Source organism: Pantoea sp. SGAir0418, from assembly GCF_043529865.1.
In genome coordinates this window covers 1,484,340-1,500,308 of the sequence record NZ_CP027911.1, presented here as the reverse complement: position 1 = coordinate 1,500,308, position 15,969 = coordinate 1,484,340, and the positions used below count along the sequence as shown (strand labels likewise).

Sequence of the window (15,969 nt, the reverse complement as noted above, 5' to 3'; positions counted from 1 at the left end):
CTGAGCCTCGCGCAGATCCAGCGCCTGGGTTGAACATTGGGAGCATCAGTATGGAAATGCAGTTACGATCGGCCACGTTAGCGCTGCTGATTTGCAGCTGTTCCGCCGCCGCGGCAGAACTCAGCAGTCCTTCGCCGGGCCAGCTTATTAACACGCGTTTGTCTTACATGAAGGATGTGGCGGGTTATAAAGCGCAGCATCATCAGCCGATTGAAGATTTGGGTCAGGAGCGCAAGGTGCTGGACAAAGCCCTGGCGGAAGCGCGTCAGCTGGGCCTGGACGATGCCACGGTACAGCCGTTTATTCAGGCACAGATGGATGTGGCGAAAGCGGTGCAGTATCGCTATCGCGCCGACTGGCTGGCGACGCCGGAGCCGCACTGGCAGCCGCGTCCGCTGGATGAGGTGCGCAAAAGCATTGGTCATTACAGCGACGCGATTCTGACGCAGCTTGCCGCGCAATTGAAACAGGGCGCGACGCTGCAGGCACCGCAAAAGGCCGAATTTATGCGCGACATTCAGCAGCGCAACGTGTCATCGCAGGATAAAGAGTTATTGTGGCGCACGCTCAGCGCGGTGACGTTACGGCGGCCGTAATGTTGCGCGGCGAGCGAGCCGTCGATCGCAGCAGGCCTGTCATTTTGCAGCGTTTATTCCGGTCGCCCTGAATGGCGACCCTGTAAACCAGATAACGACTTTACAGGGTGTGCAGTGAGGCGCACCGCAACGCCATTCTTAAACTTCTCTTTGCAACTACCCCATCCGCTCTGTGATTGCGTTCACAACTCTGCAACAGTAACTTGTATGGTAGTATTATTGCGCGTATTTTTTCGTCATTACTGTCGCGTTATTGCTGGTGTGCCGCGCCTTCAGGCCACCCGCCAGGAGTGAATGATGAAAAGTGTGGTGATTGAACAACCGGGTAAACTGCTGCTGGCCGAGCGCGCGCTGCCGCAGCCCGCCGCTGATGAAGTACGGGTAAAAGTGAAATTTGCCAGCATCTGTGGCTCTGACGTGCACATCTGGCACGGTCACAATCCGTTTGCCCGCTATCCGCGCGTGATCGGCCATGAGTTTTTCGGCGTGATTGACGCGGTCGGACAGGACGTTGATGCCAGCCGGCTGGGCGAGCGCGTGGCGGTCGATCCGGTGGTGAGCTGCGGCCACTGCTATCCCTGCTCCGTTGGCCGTCCTAATGTCTGTCAGTCACTGCAGGTGATTGGCGTCCACCGCGACGGCGGCTTCAGTGAGTATGCCGTGGCACCAGCCAAAAATGCCCATCGCCTGCCGGCGAGCATTCCCGACCAACTCGCCAGCCTGGTTGAGCCCTTCACCATTGCCGCGAATATCACGGCGTTCCTCAAACCGCAGCCACAGGATGTGGCGCTGATTTACGGTGCCGGTCCGATGGGGCTGACCGCCATTCAGGTGCTGAAAGGCGTGTACGGCGTACAGCAGGTGCTGGTGGTGGACCGCCTGCCAGAGCGGCTGGCGCTGGCGCAGCAAAACGGTGCCGATCGCCTGTATAACAACAGCGAGATCCCGCTGGCGGCGCAGCTGGAAGGCGTTCAGCCGACGCTGATTATTGACGCCGCCTGCCATCCGGCGATCCTCGCCGAAGCGGCGGCGCTGGCCTCGCCGGCAGCGCGCATTGGCCTGCTCGGGTTTTCTGCTGAGCCGTGCAGCCTGACGCAGCAGGCGTTGACCAGCAAAGAGCTGTCGCTGTTTACCTCGCGCCTGAACAGCAACCGCTTCCCGCAGGTGATTGCGTGGCTGGAACAGGGACTGATCCAGCCGGAAAAACTGGTTACCCACTATTTCCCGCTGGCGCAGATCGAGCGCGCCATGACACTGTTTGAACAAGACCCGCGCACCTGCTGCAAAGTGATCCTGCAAATGGATTGAGTGATGCGCCACACCAGATGTCCCTGATGCCGGTGCGTACCCGCCGGCCACAACAATAATCCCCTGCATAAATCAGGCGCAGCGCCGCGGTCATCAAGGTCATCTCCCCGTGACGCTGCAGTCTGAAGAAGAACAGGGAAACGGAGTTTCTATGCTGAAGAATCTACGCTGGACCCTCGTACTGCTGCTGTTCCTGGTTTATATGATCAACTACCTCGATCGTATTGCCCTGTCGCTCACCGTGCCGCTGGTGGAAAAAGATCTGATGATCAATGCCGAGCAGTTCGGCCTGATCTTCGGCAGCTTCTTCTTCGGCTACGCGCTGTTCAACTTTATTGGCGGTTTAGCCACCGATAAATTCGGCCCGACGATTGTGCTCGGCACCGCCGTCGGCATGTGGTCACTGTTCTGCGGCATGACCGCGCTGGCGACCGGTTTCTGGTCGATGATGATTCTGCGCGTGCTGTTCGGCATGGCGGAGGGCCCGATTTGCGCCTCGGCCAACAAAGCCATCAACGGCTGGTTCCCGAAAAAGCAGGCCGCCACCGCCATGGGCCTGCTGAGTGCCGGTTCCCCGCTCGGCGGCGCGGTCGCCGGGCCGATTGTCGGCTACCTGGCGCTCTCCTTCGGCTGGCGTCCGGCGTTTGTGGTGATCTGCCTGATTGGCCTGGTGTGGATGGCGCTGTGGTTCTTCTTCGCCGCCGATAATCCGGCGCGCAGTAAGCGCGTCTCAGCGCAGGAGCGCGCGCTGGTAGAGAAACTGAAAGCGGAAGAGCCGGCAGATATCATCGACGCGGACGGCAAAGCGCACGGCATGGGCTACTATCTGCGTCAGCCGATTATCCTCGTTACCGCATTCGCCTTCTTCTGCTACAACTACATTCTGTTCTTCTTCCTGAGCTGGTTCCCGGCCTATCTGGTGCAGGCGCACGGGCTGGATATCAAAGCCATGAGCATCACTACCATGATCCCGTGGATTGTCGGCTTCGTTGGCCTGGCGCTGGGCGGCTGGATTTCCGATAAAATCTTTAATATTACAGGTAAGCTGCTGCTATCACGCAAGATTGTGCTGGTAGTGTCGCTGCTGGCGGCAGCGATATGTGTGGCGCTGGCGGGCACCATCAAAGAGGTGAATTCGGCGGTGATCATGATGTCGATCTCCATCTTCTTCCTCTACATCACCGGTGCCATTTACTGGGCGATTATTCAGGATGTGGTGCACAAGAGCCGCGTCGGCAGCATCAGCGGCTTTATTCACCTGATTGGCAGCCTGTCCGGCATTATCGGCCCGATCGTTACCGGCTTCATCGTGCAGCACACCGGCAAATTTGACAGCGCCTTTGTGCTGGCGGGCGTGGTGGCGGCCCTTGGCGCGCTGCTGGTGCTGTTTGTGATTCGCAGCCCGAAAGCCAGCGACAAACCGGTTTCCGTTTAATCGAATGACTCTGCCGGGGCGCCGCGCGCCCCGTTTGCCACAAGGATTATGCATGTTACAACCCGATCGCCTTCCCGCTGACGTACAGCGCCCCACTTACGACCGCAGCCAGCTGAAAACCCGCATGGTGCACATCGGTTTTGGTGCCTTTCACCGCGCGCATCAGGCGCTGGCCACTGACCAACTGGCGCAGCACGGCAGCGACTGGGGCTACTGCGAAGTGAATCTCAACAGCGGCGCGCTGATCGCCGCTCTGCGCCAGCAGGATTTGCTGTACAGCGTGACCGAAATGGCCGACGACAGCCTGCACACGCGCATTGTTGGCGTAATTACCCAGGCGCTCCACGCGAAAAGTGACGGTATTGAGGCGGTGATTGAAGCGATGAGCCAGCCGGAAATCGCCATCGTGTCGATGACGGTCACGGAAAAAGGCTACTGTTCGCTGCCGTCGAGCGGCCAGCTCGACCTGACGCATCCGGACATCGTGCACGATGTGGCGCATCCTGACGCGCCGCGCTCGCTGCCCGGCGTGATCCTGGCGGCGATTGAACGCCGTCGCCAGCGCGATCTGCCGCCGTTTAGCGTGATGTCGTGTGACAACATGCCGGAGAACGGCCACGTTACGCGCAATGTGATAACCCAGCTGGCGCAGCGTCGCAGCCCGGCGCTGGCGGATTACATTCAGACCCACCTCACCTTTCCCTCAACCATGGTGGATCGCATCGTACCGGCGATGACCGATGAGGCTTTCGCAACGCTGGAAGCGCGGCTGGGCAGTCGCGATCCGGTGGCGGTAGAAGCCGAACCTTTTTTCCAGTGGGTGATTGAAGATAACTTCGTCAGCGGCCGCCCGGCGTGGGAACAGGCCGGTGCGGAGCTGGTGCGTGATGTGCTGCCGTACGAAGAGATGAAGCTGCGCATGCTCAACGGCAGCCACTCGTTCCTGGCTTATCTCGGCTATCTGGCCGGGTATCAGCACATCAGCGATTGCATGGCCGATGCGAATTTTCATCAGGCGGCGCGCGCGCTGATGCTGCAGGATCAGGCCCCCACGCTGCGCACGCAGGATGTTGATTTGGTCGCCTATGCCGACTCGCTGATCGCCCGTTACGAAAACCGGGCGATTAAACATCGCACTTATCAAATCGCCACCGACGGCACGCAGAAGCTGCCACAGCGCCTGCTGGATAGCGTGCGCTGGCATCTGCGTAACGGGACGGCCTGTGATTATCTGCTGCTGGGCGTAGCAGGCTGGATGCGCTATATCAGCGGCGTCGATGAGCAGGGCGCGGCGATTGAGATTCGCGATCCGCTCAGCGCGCAGCTGGCCAGCATTGTTGCCAATAGCGAGGATGGCCCGCAGCGCGTTGAGGCCTTACTGCGCCTGCAGGCGGTGTTCGGCGACGACTTACGTTATCACTCAGTGTTTGTTACGCGGCTTACCGAGCTGTATCAGCAGCTGCGGCTTACCGGTGCACGCGCCACGGTGCAGGCGCTGGTCACAGAAGGCTAAGCCGCCTGCACAAATGTGTAGCGCAGACGCAGCGTGCTGATTAGACTGACGCTTTCTCATCGGGCTGGCGGCGGCCAGCCGTAATACGGATATTGCTGCATGTCGATTGCCTATACCATAACCACCAGCGAACCGGTAAATCAGCAGATTTATCGCTATCTGCGGAAGGATATCGTAACCTGCGTGATCCATCCGGGCTCGCTGCTGTCGGAGAAAGAAGTGTCGGCGCGCTTCAACGTGTCGCGGCAGCCGGTGCGGGAAGCCTTTATCAAACTGGCGGAAGCCGGCCTGGTGCAGGTCCTGCCGCAGCGCGGCACCTTCGTGCGCAAAATCTCCGCCCAGCGCGTCGCCGACGGCCGTTTCATCCGTGAAGCGGTGGAGATCGCCGTGGTTCGCCGCGCCGCGCTGGAGATCGCTGCCACCGGACTGATGGCGCTGGAACACAATCTGCAGCTGCAGCGTCTGGCAGCGGAACGCCACGACAGCCAGGCGTTTCTGGCGCTCGACGATGAGTTTCACCGGTTGATTGCCGAAGGCATTGACTGCCTGCTGGCGTGGGAGACGGTGGAGAACATTAAAGCGACGATGGACCGCGTGCGCTTTCTGACGCTGAGCGAAGTGTCGCCGCCGGAGAGCCTGATTCAGCAGCACGAAGAGATTTTTGCCGCGCTGAAAGCGAAGAATGCCGATGCGGCTGAGAAGGCGATGCGGCGACATCTGCAGGAGATGATTCTGACCATCACGCCGATTGCCGAGCGCAACAGCGAATGGTTTGAAGGGCCGTAGTGTTGTTCGGTGAGCTTGCGGTGGGGTGTGATGCGGTGCGGTTTGATGCCCTCACCCCGACCCTCTTCCACCGGGAGAGGGCGCTGTTCCAGCTAGTCTTCAATAATTAACTCTGAAAACCCGCACAAAACAGTCCCCTCTCCCGCTCGCGGGAGAGGGTTAGGGTGAGGGTGAGGGTAAGGGTGAAGGTGAAAAAACGCCCCTCACACCATCAGGCAATCGTCACATCCTTTGCCAGATACACATCCTGCACCGCATTAATCAGCGCCACGCCCTCTTTCAGCGACTTCTTAAACGCCTTGCGCCCGAGAATCAGCCCCATGCCGCCGGCGCGTTTATTGATCACCGCCGTACGCACCGACTCCGCCACATCGGTCGCACCGGCTGAAGCACCGCCGGAGTTAATCAGCCCGGCGCGGCCCATATAGCAGTTGGCCAGCTGGTAGCGCACCAGATCGATCGGATTCTCACTGGTCAGCTTGCTGTACACGCGCTCATCGGTGTGGCCAAACTTCACCGCGTTATAACCGCCGTTATTCTCCGCCATTTTCTGCTTCACAATGTCGGCACCAATGGTGGCCGCCAGATGGTTAGCCTGACCGGTTAAATCGGCGCTGGCGTGATAATCCACCCCATCCTTCTTAAAATCGTTGTTGCGCAGATAAGCCCACAACACCGTCACCATGCCCAGCTCGTGCGCGCGCTCGAAGGCCGCTGCAATTTCCTCGATCTGCCGGCGTGACTGCTCAGAGCCAAAATAGATGGTGGCGCCAACCGCAACCGCGCCCATGTTGAATGCCTGCTCGACGCTGGCGTAGAGCGTCTGGTCATACTGCGTGGGATAGCTCAGGGTTTCGTTATGGTTCAGCTTGACCATAAACGGGATACGGTGCGCGTAGCGACGTGACACGGAGGCCAGCACGCCATAGGTTGACGCCACACAGTTACAGCCGGCTTCAATCGCCAGCTCGACGATATTCTTCGGGTCGAAATAGGCCGGATTGGCAGCGAACGAGGCGCCAGCAGAGTGTTCCACGCCCTGATCCACCGGCAGAATCGACAGATAGCCGGTACCCGCCAGACGGCCGGTGTTGTAGAGCGTCTGCATATTGCGCAGAACCGCAGGAGAACGATTGTTATCAATCATCACGCGATCGACATAATCCGCGCCCGGCAAATAAAGGCTGTCCGCTGGAATGGTCATGCAGCGATGTTGAAGAAGCGTATCCGCCTCTTTACCCAATAACTGTACGATGTCCGTCATGTTCGCTCCTGATAAATGGCTGGAAAAGAACCGGCACCTGCCGATTCGCCCCCACAGCCTGGACCGAAACGCGCCAGGCTGGCAAATTGCTGACTCCATTTTTCAGACGGATACGCAGTGAAAAAACGGCAATCTGGCGTTACGCCCTACCACCACTGATGGAAATGATGCACCGGCCCAATGCCGTGGCCGACCTCAAGCGAATCGGCGTGCAGCAGCGCCTGCTGCAGCCAGGCCTTGGCCTCCGCTACGGTGCCCGCCCAGTCCGCATGGCGCGGTCGCAATGCCGCCAGCGCCGCCGACAACGTGCAGCCGGTGCCGTGCGTATGACGGGTGTTAACGCGCGGCGCGGTAAAGCGCTGGCGGCCGGCGCGGGTGATCAGCCAGTCCGGGCTTTCCGCATCGCTGAGATGACCGCCCTTCATCAGCACCGCTTCACAGCCCAGTTCCAGCAGCGCATCGCCCTGCTGCAGCATAGTCGTTTCGTCCTGCGCCATGCGGCAACCCAGTAGCGCCGCGGCTTCCGGAAGGTTGGGCGTGATCAGCGATACCTGCGGCAGCAGCCGTTCACGAATGCTGGCTACCGCATCGGGCGACAGCAGCGCATCGCCGCTTTTGGCAATCATCACCGTATCCAGCACCACAAACGGCAGGCTGGCGCGTTTCAGCTTCTCTGCCACCACCTCAACGATCGCCGTCTCCGCCAGCATACCGATTTTCGCAGCGTCAATGCGCACGTCGTCCAGCACCGAGTCGAGCTGCGCCGCAACAAATGCCGGTTCGATGCGATACACCGACTGCACGCCGCGGGTGTTCTGTGCCACCAGCGCGGTAATCACGCTGGTGCCGTACGCGCCGAGCGCGGAAAACGCTTTCAGATCGGCCTGGATACCCGCGCCGCCGCTGGGGTCAGTGCCGGCAATGGTCAATGCATTGATGCGTTTCATGCCGCCACCTCCAGCGTCCACAGCGCATCGAGAAAAGCGGCGACGAAGCTGCCGGGCCCTGCCACGCTGCGCGCGGCCTGCTCTCCCGCCAGTGACATTACGCGGCAGGCCGCTGCCACGTGCTGGATGCGCTCGCCCGGCAGGCTGCTGCACGCCGCGACTACGGCGGATAGCGCACAACCGGTGCCGACCACGCGCGTCATCAGCGGGCTGCCGCCGGGAATCGCCAGCGTCTGGCGGCCATCGGTAACGTAATCGACTTCGCCGGTTACCGCAACGATAGTCGTGCAGCGTTGCGCCAGCTGCTGCGCGGCGTTCAGTGCAGCATCGGCCTGATGCACGCTATCCACACCGCGTCCGCCCGTGGCCTGGTGGGCTAAGGCGAGAATCTCTGAAGCGTTGCCGCGAATGGCCGCCGGTCGCAGGCTCAGCAACTGCTGACAGAATTCCGTACGCAGGGTTAGCGCGCCTACCGCCACCGGATCGAGCGTCCACGGCGTACCGGCTTGGTTAGCGGCCTGTACCGCCGCCAGCATTGCATCGCGACGCTCACGGGTTAAGGTACCGACGTTGATCAGCAGCGCATCGGCGAAACCGGCAAACTGCGCCGCTTCATCGCCATCAATCACCATCGCGGGTGAAGCCTGCAGCGCCAGCAGCACGTTGGCGGTAAAAGTTTGCACCACGTCGTTGGTCATACAGTGCACCAGCGGTGCCTGCTGCCGCAGCAGTTGCAGAGAGTGCGCGAGTTGCGCCGGGGAAAGAGGGTCAGGCTGTGTCATAAGGCTCCCAACCGGCAATCAGGAAGGCGAATGCGGTCAGGCATCTGACTTCCCTACGCTGGCATTATCCAGATCAGGTATTACGGGTATTTCTCAGCCTTCACAAAGAAGGGCACCCCGAGTCATGCACGTCCATGTCAGACATGCCTTCACAGCATAAAGGGTCAGCTTAAAGTTGTAAATCCTGCGGCGGGTGCGCTTTTTTTGCCGGGCAACGATGAGCAAAAATACGTGCGCCATCAATTTTCATGATTTTTTGATCATCAGGAAAATATAAACAAATCGACGGAGATCAATTTTCCTAAAAGCCCTAAAATTCATCAGGATAGTTAATTTAATCTGCCGGGGCAGTAGGCGGGAAATAAACAGAAGAAAGCGCGCAACTTGATTAATATCAAACCGGCCGGCAGCGTAACACGGCCTAATTCCCTTCCGGATTTGAAGATCGCTATTTCACCTTCACCCGGAATCGCTAATGACTTTATTCAGTTTTCTTCCGCACGCGCATCACTGGCACAATATCACCATTTCCCGTCAGGGCGCCGTCGCCCCCGGCGGCCGCTACAGGTACTCCACGTACCTCGAAGCCGAATGCAAACGCTGCGGCGAACGTATCCATAAAATCTATTATCGCGATATCAGCGATGAACAGGCGCGTCGCTGGCTGGGATAAAAAAAAGCCCCGCAACACAGGTTGCGGGGCGCTTGCGTGGCTATCGCAAAACTTATTCAGCCGGTTTGGTGCGGATCAGGTAATCAAACGCGCTCAGTGACGCTTTGGCCCCTTCACCGCTGGCAATGATAATCTGCTTGTACGGCACGGTGGTGCAGTCGCCGGCGGCGAATACGCCTTTCAGGCTGGTTTCGCCTTTGGCGTCGATCAGGATCTCGCCCATGCGGTTGCGCTCGACTGCGCCTTCCAGCCAGTTGGTGTTGGGCAGCAGACCAATCTGGACGAAGATACCGCTCAGCGCCAGTTCGTGGCTGGTCTGGTTATTGCGGTCGATGTAGGTCAGACCGGTAACTTTGCTGCCGTCGCCTGTCACCTCGGTGGTCTGCGCGTTCAGGATTACATCCACGTTTTTCAGGCTGCGCAGTTTATCCTGCAGCACTTTATCGGCGCGCATTTCGCTGGCGAATTCCAGCAGCGTAACGTGCTCGACAATACCGGCCAGGTCGATGGCCGCTTCAACGCCGGAGTTACCGCCACCGATCACCGCCGTGCGTTTGCCTTTAAACAGCGGGCCGTCACAGTGCGGGCAGTAGGTCACACCTTTGGTGCGATACTGCTCTTCGCCCGGAACGCCCATGTTGCGCCAGCGTGCGCCGGTAGCAATGATGATGCTGCGTGATTTCAGCACCGCGCCGGACGCGGTTTCGATGGCGTGCAGACCGCCCTCTTTCGCTGCCGGAATCAGCTTGATGGCGCTCTGGGTGTCGATCACGTCAACGTCATAGTCATCAACGTGCGCACGCAGGGAACCGGCGAGCTTCGCCCCTTCGGTTTTTGGCACGGAGATGTAGTTTTCAATGTCAACCGTGTCCAGCACCTGGCCGCCAAAGCGCTCGCCCATCAGGCCGGTACGGATGCCTTTACGCGCCGAGTAGATGGCCGCCGCAGCGCCCGCCGGGCCGCTGCCGACGATCAGCACTTCATACGCATCACGCTTGTTCAGCTCTTCTGCCGCGCGTTTGTCCGCGTTGGTGTCTACCTTACCGACGATTTCTGCCAGGCTCATGCGGCCCTGACCGAACTCTTTGCCGTTGAGGTAAACCGCCGGCACGCCCATCACGTTGCGCTCGGTGATTTCATTCTGGAACATGCCACCGTCGATGGCGGTGTGACGGATGCGCGGGTTGAGCACCGCCATCAGGTTCAGCGCCTGAACCACGTCCGGACAGTTGTGGCACGACAGAGAGTAATAGGTTTCGAAATGCAGGTCGCTGTCCAGCGCAACAACCTGATCCAGCAGGCTCTGCGCCTCTTTCGACGGATGTCCACCGGTCTGCAGCAGTGCCAGCACCAGTGAGGTAAATTCGTGGCCCATTGGCGAACCGGCAAAGCGCGGACCGCTGTGGCTGCCTGGGTTAGTAATCAGGAATGATGGTTTACGTACCGGTTGATCGTTCTCTTCACGGAAGCTGACTTTATCAGACAGACTCGCGATATCGGTCAGCAGAGTACGGATCTCTGCGGATTTTGCGCCATCGTCCAGTGTGGCAATCAACTCAACCGGTTTCGTTAGTTTCTCAAGGTAGGCCTTGAGCTGGGTTTTTAAATTGGTGTCGAGCATAGTGAGTTCCTGTGAAGAAAATCGGGTGCCGCAGCACCCGATGGAAGAAAGATCAAAGGGCGTTGGTAACTTAGATTTTGCCAACCAGGTCCAGTGATGGAGCCAGCGTTGCGTCGCCTTCTTTCCATTTAGCCGGGCAAACTTCACCTGGGTGAGAAGCCACATACTGAGCCGCTTTCACTTTACGCAGCAGGTCAGACGCGTCACGGCCGATGCCTTCTGCAGTGATTTCGATGGCCTGGATGATGCCTTCCGGGTCAACGATGAAGGTACCGCGGTCAGCCAGACCTTCTGCTTCACGCATGATTTCGAAGTTACGGGTCAGAGCACCGGTCGGGTCGCCGATCATCGCATACTGGATTTTCGCGATGGTGTCTGAAGAACCGTGCCAGGCTTTGTGGGTAAAGTGCGTGTCAGTTGAAACGGAGTAGATGTCTACGCCCAGTTTCTGGAACTCTTCGTAGTGGTCTGCCACGTCACCCAGTTCAGTCGGGCATACAAAGGTGAAGTCAGCCGGGTAGAAGAAGAAAACACTCCATTTACCTTCAACGTCTTTCTCGGTTACGTCGATGAATTCGCCGTTTTTGAATGCAGCGTTTTTGAACGGTTTGATTTTGGTATTGATGATAGACATGGGTGACCTCCGTTAAAAAGATGTGATGCAGGCTACATAATTTTCGGGCCAACTTCTAATATGCAGACGTTATCAATCAGATAATCAAAAGCTATCAAAGTGCCGACGCCAGATTTGATGCGGCTTGCCGCGGCATTCTACACAGAAAAGCTGCAGAGTTAACAGGCTTTATCTTTACGCGCGGCAACTGCTATTTTTTTATAAACATTCAATCATCTTTGCTGCACGATTCAACTGCGTGCACAACGCCGCTACAAAACGTGCCCGCTTACTCGTCATGGAGTCTGGAAGTGAAAATTCGTCTTTTTGAAGAAGCCGACCGCCCTTTTTTACGCACGCTGTATCTCGCGGCGCGCCGTCATAACTGGACATGGCTGGCCGGCGACGACTGGCAGCTGGAAGATTTCGACGCGATTATCCCCGGTGAAACGGTACTGGTAGCGGAGATCGACGGCCACCGTGCAGGCTTTGCCGGCGTGATGGATAACGATAATTTTTTGCACAGTTTGTATGTCGATCCGGCCTTTCAGGGCCAGGGCGTCGGCAGTGCGCTGCTGAACGCGGTGCAGCAGCGTTTTACCTCCACCGGCGCGCTGAAATGTCTGCTCCAGAACGAAGCGGCGCTGCAGTTTTATCAGCAGCACGGCTGGCAGCGCGAAGCGCTGGGAGAGAGCGAACAGGGTCAGTACGTGTTGATGCACCTGCCGCTGGCGTCACGCACCAGCGGCAGCTAAGGCTTAAACCGCGCGGAAGGCGATGTCGCCCGGAATCACCTCACCCTGCCAGTAAAGCTGGGCGGCAACCCGGCCCGCAAGTTCACGATACAGCGCGGTGAATTCACTCTCCGGACGGCGAATCACGGTCGGTTCACCATCGTCGAGATCTTCGCGCAGATTAATGTGCAGCGGCAGCTGAGCCAGCAGGCGGGTGTGATAATCCTCAGCCAGCTTCTGCGCACCGCCGGTACCAAAGATTGGCTCGTGATGGCCGCATTCGCTGCAGATGTGCATGCTCATGTTTTCCACCACACCCAGCACCGGCACGCTGACTTTTTCGAACATCACCATGCCCTTGCGCGCATCAATCAGCGCAATGTCCTGCGGCGTGGTCACCACCAGCGCGCCGGTCACCGGCACGTTCTGCGCCAGCGTCAGCTGAATGTCACCGGTGCCCGGCGGCATATCCAGAATCAGGTAATCGAGATCCGGCCACAGCGTTTCGTTCAGCAGCTGCATCAGCGCCTTGCTGGCCATCGGTCCGCGCCACACCATGGCGTTATCGTCGGTCACCAGATAGCCGATAGAGTTGGTTGCCAGACCGTGCGCCATGATCGGCGCCATGTGCGTGCCATCCGGCGAGGTGGGACGCTGCTTTTCGGTGCCGAGCATGTCCGGGATCGACGGGCCGTAAATATCCGCATCAAGAATACCGACGCGCGCGCCTTCGGCCGCCAGCGCCAGCGCCATATTCACGGCGGTGCTGGATTTGCCCACGCCACCTTTACCGGAGCTGACGGCGACGATGTTTTTCACCCCATTGACGCCCGGCTGATTTTTCACGCGTTTCAGGGTGGCGATGTCATGACGCAGCCGCCAGTCGATGGCGCGCGTGTTGGTCAGGCGCAGCAGCTCCGCGCTGGTCTGGGCTTTCAGCGCCTCAAACGCGCTGGCCCAGGCAAATGGCATCACCAGTTCAATGTGCAGCTTGTCGTCGAGCAGCGCCACGTGGCGCAGCGCTTTGAGGGTAGTCAGATTGTGTTGCAGCGTCGGATGCTCAAATTCGCTCAGCACGCCGATAACCACGGCGCGCAACGCTTCAGGTGAATGATGGTCCCGGGATTGTGCGGTCATCCCAACTCCTTATTTAGTCATGACGCCAGACGATGGCGGTGTGCCATCAATCATATCAGATAGGCGCTAAAAGTGACGTGGCCGAGCTGCTGTGTTTACGCCAGAGGGTGCTTCGGTTAACATCTAAGCCCGATTTTTTATTCACGGAATGCTACGCAAATTATGACTCAAGTCGCTAAAAAACTACTGGTAACGTGCGCCCTGCCGTACGCAAACGGCTCTATCCACTTAGGTCACATGCTTGAACACATTCAGGCTGACGTGTGGGTCCGTTACCAGCGAATGCGTGGCAATCAGGTGTTCTTCATCTGTGCGGACGACGCCCACGGCACGCCGATCATGCTGAAAGCCCAGCAGCTGGGTATCGCGCCGGAGCAGATGATTGCGGAAATGAAGCAGGAGCATGAGACCGATTTCGCAGGTTTCAACATCAGCTACGACAATTACCACTCCACGCACGGCGACGAAAACCGCCAGCTGTCTGAGCTGATTTACACGCGCCTGAAAGAGAACGGTTTCATTAAAAACCGCACCATTTCGCAGCTGTACGACCCGGAAAAAGGCATGTTCCTGCCTGACCGCTTCGTCAAAGGCACCTGTCCGAAATGTAAATCGCCCGATCAGTACGGCGATAACTGCGAAGTGTGCGGCGCGACCTACAGCCCGACTGAGCTGATTGAGCCGAAATCGGTGGTGTCAGGTGCGACGCCGGTGATGCGCGATTCTGAACACTTCTTCTTCGATTTGCCATCCTTCAGCGCGATGCTGCAGGCGTGGACGCGCTCCGGTGCGCTGCAGGAGCAGGTGGCAAACAAGATGCAGGAGTGGTTTGAAGCCGGTCTGCAACAGTGGGATATCTCCCGCGATGCGCCGTACTTCGGCTTCGAAATCCCTGGTGCGCCGGGCAAATATTTTTACGTCTGGCTGGATGCGCCCATCGGCTACATGGGGTCGTTCAAGAACCTGTGCGACAAACGCGGCGACATCGATTTCGACGAGTTCTGGAAGAAAGATTCCAGCACCGAGCTGTATCACTTCATCGGCAAAGACATCGTCTATTTCCACAGCCTGTTCTGGCCAGCGATGCTGGAAGGCAGCAATTTCCGCAAGCCGACCAACCTGTTTGTGCATGGTTATGTCACGGTGAACGGCGCAAAGATGTCGAAATCGCGCGGTACCTTCATCAAAGCCAGCACCTGGCTCCAGCATCTTGATGCCGACAGCCTGCGCTACTACTACGCGGCCAAGCTCTCTTCGCGCATCGACGATATTGACCTCAATCTGGAAGATTTCGTCCAGCGCGTGAACGCTGAAATCGTTAATAAGGTGGTGAACCTCGCCTCGCGCAACGCCGGCTTTATCACCAAACGCTTTAACGGCCAGCTGGCAAGCGAACTGGCAGATCCGGCGCTGTATCAGACCTTTGTTGATGCGTCAGAGAAAATCGGTGAAGCCTGGGCCAGCCGCGAATACAACCGTGCGATCCGCGAGATCATGGCGTTGGCCGACCTGGCCAACCGCTACGTTGACGAGCAGGCACCGTGGGTGGTGGCGAAACAGGAAGGCCGCGATGCCGACCTGCAGGCGATTTGCTCGATGGGTATCAACCTGTTCCGCGTGCTGATGACCTGGCTGAAGCCGGTGCTGCCGTCGCTGAGCGAACGCACAGAAGCCTTCCTGCAAAGCGAACTGAGCTGGGATGGCATTGCGCAGCCGCTGCTCAACCACAGCGTAGCGCCGTTTAAAGCGCTGTATGGTCGTATTGAGATGGCAAAAGTGGAGGCGCTGATTGCGGCTTCGAAAGAGGACGCAGCGGCGGCGAACCAGCCGGCGGCAAGCGGTCCACTGGCCGATGCACCGATTGGCGAGACCATCACCATTGATGACTTCGCCAAAGTCGACATGCGTGTGGCGCTGATCGAGCAGGCTGAGCTGGTAGAAGGTTCCGATAAGCTACTGCGTCTGCAGCTGGATCTGGGTGGCGAGAAGCGCCAGATTTTCTCCGGCATTCGCGCCGCTTATCCGGACCCGTCGGTGCTGGTGGGCAAGATGACTATCATCGTCGCTAACCTGGCTCCGCGCAAAATGCGTTTCGGCGTGTCCGAAGGCATGGTGCTGTCTGCCGGCCCTGGCGGCAAAGATCTGTTTGTGCTGTCAGTGGATAGCGGTGCCCAGCCGGGTATGCCGGTGAAGTAAGGGGTGGTGCGCGCTGGCCCTCACCCTAACCCTCTCCCGCTTACGGGAGAGGGAACCGCTGAGTGCGGGGGTTGGGTTCAGAGCCAGACCTGCACATAGCAAAACACCACACAAGGCTACCTCCTCTCCCGCAAGCGGGAGAGGGAACTGCTGAGTGCGGGGGTTGGGTTCAGAGCCAGACCTGCACATAGCAAAACCCCGTATAAGACTACCCCCTCTCCCGCCTGCGGGAGAGGGCTGGGGTGAGGGGAAAACCGCACCGCGCTCATCGCGCTAACATCAGACAGCGATAAATCTCCGCTATCACCGCCTCAAATTCATTAAACACCTGATGATTCCAGAAGCGCAGCTTTGTGCTGACAGT

14 protein-coding genes and 1 riboswitch are annotated in these 15,969 nt (G+C 58.6%); of the genes, 8 read left to right on the top strand and 6 right to left on the bottom strand.

What is annotated here, in order from left to right; all coding sequences use genetic code 11:
• The first annotated feature begins 50 nt into the window (after positions 1 to 50).
• The 5 genes from C1N84_RS06805 to C1N84_RS06785 all read left to right on the top strand — a co-directional run bounded on the left by C1N84_RS06805 (position 51) and on the right by C1N84_RS06785 (position 5,638).
• Positions 51 to 596, top strand: coding sequence for a chorismate mutase (locus C1N84_RS06805; RefSeq protein WP_058780335.1), 546 nt, complete (start codon positions 51 to 53; stop codon positions 594 to 596).
• Positions 597 to 893: 297 nt separating this feature from the next.
• Positions 894 to 1,904, top strand: a complete 1,011-nt coding sequence (locus C1N84_RS06800; RefSeq protein WP_136545888.1) for a Zn-dependent oxidoreductase — start codon at positions 894 to 896, stop codon at positions 1,902 to 1,904.
• A gap of 151 nt (positions 1,905 to 2,055) precedes the next feature.
• Positions 2,056 to 3,339: an MFS transporter gene (locus tag C1N84_RS06795; protein WP_058757273.1), complete on the top strand. Its 1,284-nt coding sequence runs from the start codon at positions 2,056 to 2,058 to the stop codon at positions 3,337 to 3,339.
• Positions 3,340 to 3,391: 52 nt separating this feature from the next.
• A complete protein-coding gene (locus tag C1N84_RS06790) occupies positions 3,392 to 4,852 on the top strand; it encodes a mannitol dehydrogenase family protein (RefSeq protein ID WP_264442716.1) in 1,461 nt (486 codons plus the stop codon).
• A gap of 99 nt (positions 4,853 to 4,951) precedes the next feature.
• Positions 4,952 to 5,638 carry a GntR family transcriptional regulator gene (locus tag C1N84_RS06785; RefSeq protein WP_058769948.1) on the top strand — a complete coding sequence of 229 codons (687 nt, stop codon included), beginning with the start codon at positions 4,952 to 4,954 and terminating at the stop codon, positions 5,636 to 5,638.
• A gap of 211 nt (positions 5,639 to 5,849) precedes the next feature.
• On the opposite strand, the gene fbaB is transcribed toward C1N84_RS06785, so the two are convergent.
• The 3 genes from fbaB to thiM all read right to left on the bottom strand — a co-directional run bounded on the left by fbaB (position 5,850) and on the right by thiM (position 8,631).
• Positions 5,850 to 6,902 carry a class I fructose-bisphosphate aldolase gene (gene fbaB, locus C1N84_RS06780; protein ID WP_058757271.1) on the bottom strand — a complete coding sequence of 351 codons (1,053 nt, stop codon included), beginning with the start codon at positions 6,900 to 6,902 and terminating at the stop codon, positions 5,850 to 5,852.
• Positions 6,903 to 7,048: 146 nt separating this feature from the next.
• A complete protein-coding gene (gene thiD, locus C1N84_RS06775) occupies positions 7,049 to 7,849 on the bottom strand; it encodes a bifunctional hydroxymethylpyrimidine kinase/phosphomethylpyrimidine kinase (RefSeq protein WP_264442711.1) in 801 nt (266 codons plus the stop codon).
• On the bottom strand, positions 7,846 to 8,631 hold the full coding sequence (gene thiM, locus C1N84_RS06770; RefSeq protein WP_059012818.1) for a hydroxyethylthiazole kinase: 786 nt from the start codon (positions 8,629 to 8,631) through the stop codon (positions 7,846 to 7,848). Before thiM ends, thiD begins: the two co-directional genes overlap by 4 nt.
• Before the next feature lie 33 nt (positions 8,632 to 8,664).
• Positions 8,665 to 8,761: riboswitch (TPP riboswitch) on the bottom strand.
• Positions 8,762 to 9,106: 345 nt separating this feature from the next.
• Here thiM and C1N84_RS06765 point away from each other — a divergent pair.
• Positions 9,107 to 9,304, top strand: a complete 198-nt coding sequence (locus C1N84_RS06765; RefSeq protein WP_021509295.1) for a hypothetical protein — start codon at positions 9,107 to 9,109, stop codon at positions 9,302 to 9,304.
• Positions 9,305 to 9,356: 52 nt separating this feature from the next.
• Here the strand turns inward: C1N84_RS06765 and ahpF are convergent, their stop codons facing one another.
• The gene (gene ahpF, locus C1N84_RS06760) at positions 9,357 to 10,925 is read right to left on the bottom strand and encodes an alkyl hydroperoxide reductase subunit F (protein WP_211727179.1); all 1,569 of its coding nucleotides are present in this window, start codon (positions 10,923 to 10,925) and stop codon (positions 9,357 to 9,359) included.
• 70 nt (positions 10,926 to 10,995) lie between these two features.
• Positions 10,996 to 11,559, bottom strand: coding sequence for an alkyl hydroperoxide reductase subunit C (ahpC, locus tag C1N84_RS06755; RefSeq protein ID WP_010617942.1), 564 nt, complete (start codon positions 11,557 to 11,559; stop codon positions 10,996 to 10,998).
• A gap of 290 nt (positions 11,560 to 11,849) precedes the next feature.
• On the opposite strand from ahpC, the gene C1N84_RS06750 reads away from it, so the two are divergent.
• Positions 11,850 to 12,293, top strand: a complete 444-nt coding sequence (locus C1N84_RS06750; RefSeq protein WP_058757267.1) for a GNAT family N-acetyltransferase — start codon at positions 11,850 to 11,852, stop codon at positions 12,291 to 12,293.
• Between the two features lie 3 nt (positions 12,294 to 12,296).
• Here C1N84_RS06750 and apbC read toward each other — a convergent pair whose 3' ends face one another.
• Positions 12,297 to 13,409 carry an iron-sulfur cluster carrier protein ApbC gene (gene apbC / locus C1N84_RS06745; protein ID WP_058757266.1) on the bottom strand — a complete coding sequence of 371 codons (1,113 nt, stop codon included), beginning with the start codon at positions 13,407 to 13,409 and terminating at the stop codon, positions 12,297 to 12,299.
• A gap of 162 nt (positions 13,410 to 13,571) precedes the next feature.
• On the opposite strand from apbC, the gene metG reads away from it, so the two are divergent.
• Entirely contained in the window at positions 13,572 to 15,605 is a 2,034-nt protein-coding gene (metG, locus tag C1N84_RS06740) for a methionine--tRNA ligase (RefSeq protein WP_264442700.1), read from the top strand.
• Positions 15,606 to 15,969: the final 364 nt, after the last annotated feature.

Bases quoted from the DNA above. Each gene is read 5' to 3' on its own strand.
- C1N84_RS06805 (WP_058780335.1), top strand. From the start codon at position 51: ATGGAAATGCAGTTACGATCGGCCACGTTAGCGCTGCTGATTTGCAGC.
- C1N84_RS06800 (WP_136545888.1), top strand. From the start codon at position 894: ATGAAAAGTGTGGTGATTGAACAACCGGGTAAACTGCTGCTGGCCGAG.
- C1N84_RS06795 (WP_058757273.1), top strand. From the start codon at position 2,056: ATGCTGAAGAATCTACGCTGGACCCTCGTACTGCTGCTGTTCCTGGTT.
- C1N84_RS06790 (WP_264442716.1), top strand. From the start codon at position 3,392: ATGTTACAACCCGATCGCCTTCCCGCTGACGTACAGCGCCCCACTTAC.
- C1N84_RS06785 (WP_058769948.1), top strand. From the start codon at position 4,952: ATGTCGATTGCCTATACCATAACCACCAGCGAACCGGTAAATCAGCAG.
- fbaB (WP_058757271.1), bottom strand. From the start codon at position 6,902: ATGACGGACATCGTACAGTTATTGGGTAAAGAGGCGGATACGCTTCTT.
- thiD (WP_264442711.1), bottom strand. From the start codon at position 7,849: ATGAAACGCATCAATGCATTGACCATTGCCGGCACTGACCCCAGCGGC.
- thiM (WP_059012818.1), bottom strand. From the start codon at position 8,631: ATGACACAGCCTGACCCTCTTTCCCCGGCGCAACTCGCGCACTCTCTG.
- C1N84_RS06765 (WP_021509295.1), top strand. From the start codon at position 9,107: ATGACTTTATTCAGTTTTCTTCCGCACGCGCATCACTGGCACAATATC.
- ahpF (WP_211727179.1), bottom strand. From the start codon at position 10,925: ATGCTCGACACCAATTTAAAAACCCAGCTCAAGGCCTACCTTGAGAAA.
- ahpC (WP_010617942.1), bottom strand. From the start codon at position 11,559: ATGTCTATCATCAATACCAAAATCAAACCGTTCAAAAACGCTGCATTC.
- apbC (WP_058757266.1), bottom strand. From the start codon at position 13,409: ATGACCGCACAATCCCGGGACCATCATTCACCTGAAGCGTTGCGCGCC.
- metG (WP_264442700.1), top strand. From the start codon at position 13,572: ATGACTCAAGTCGCTAAAAAACTACTGGTAACGTGCGCCCTGCCGTAC.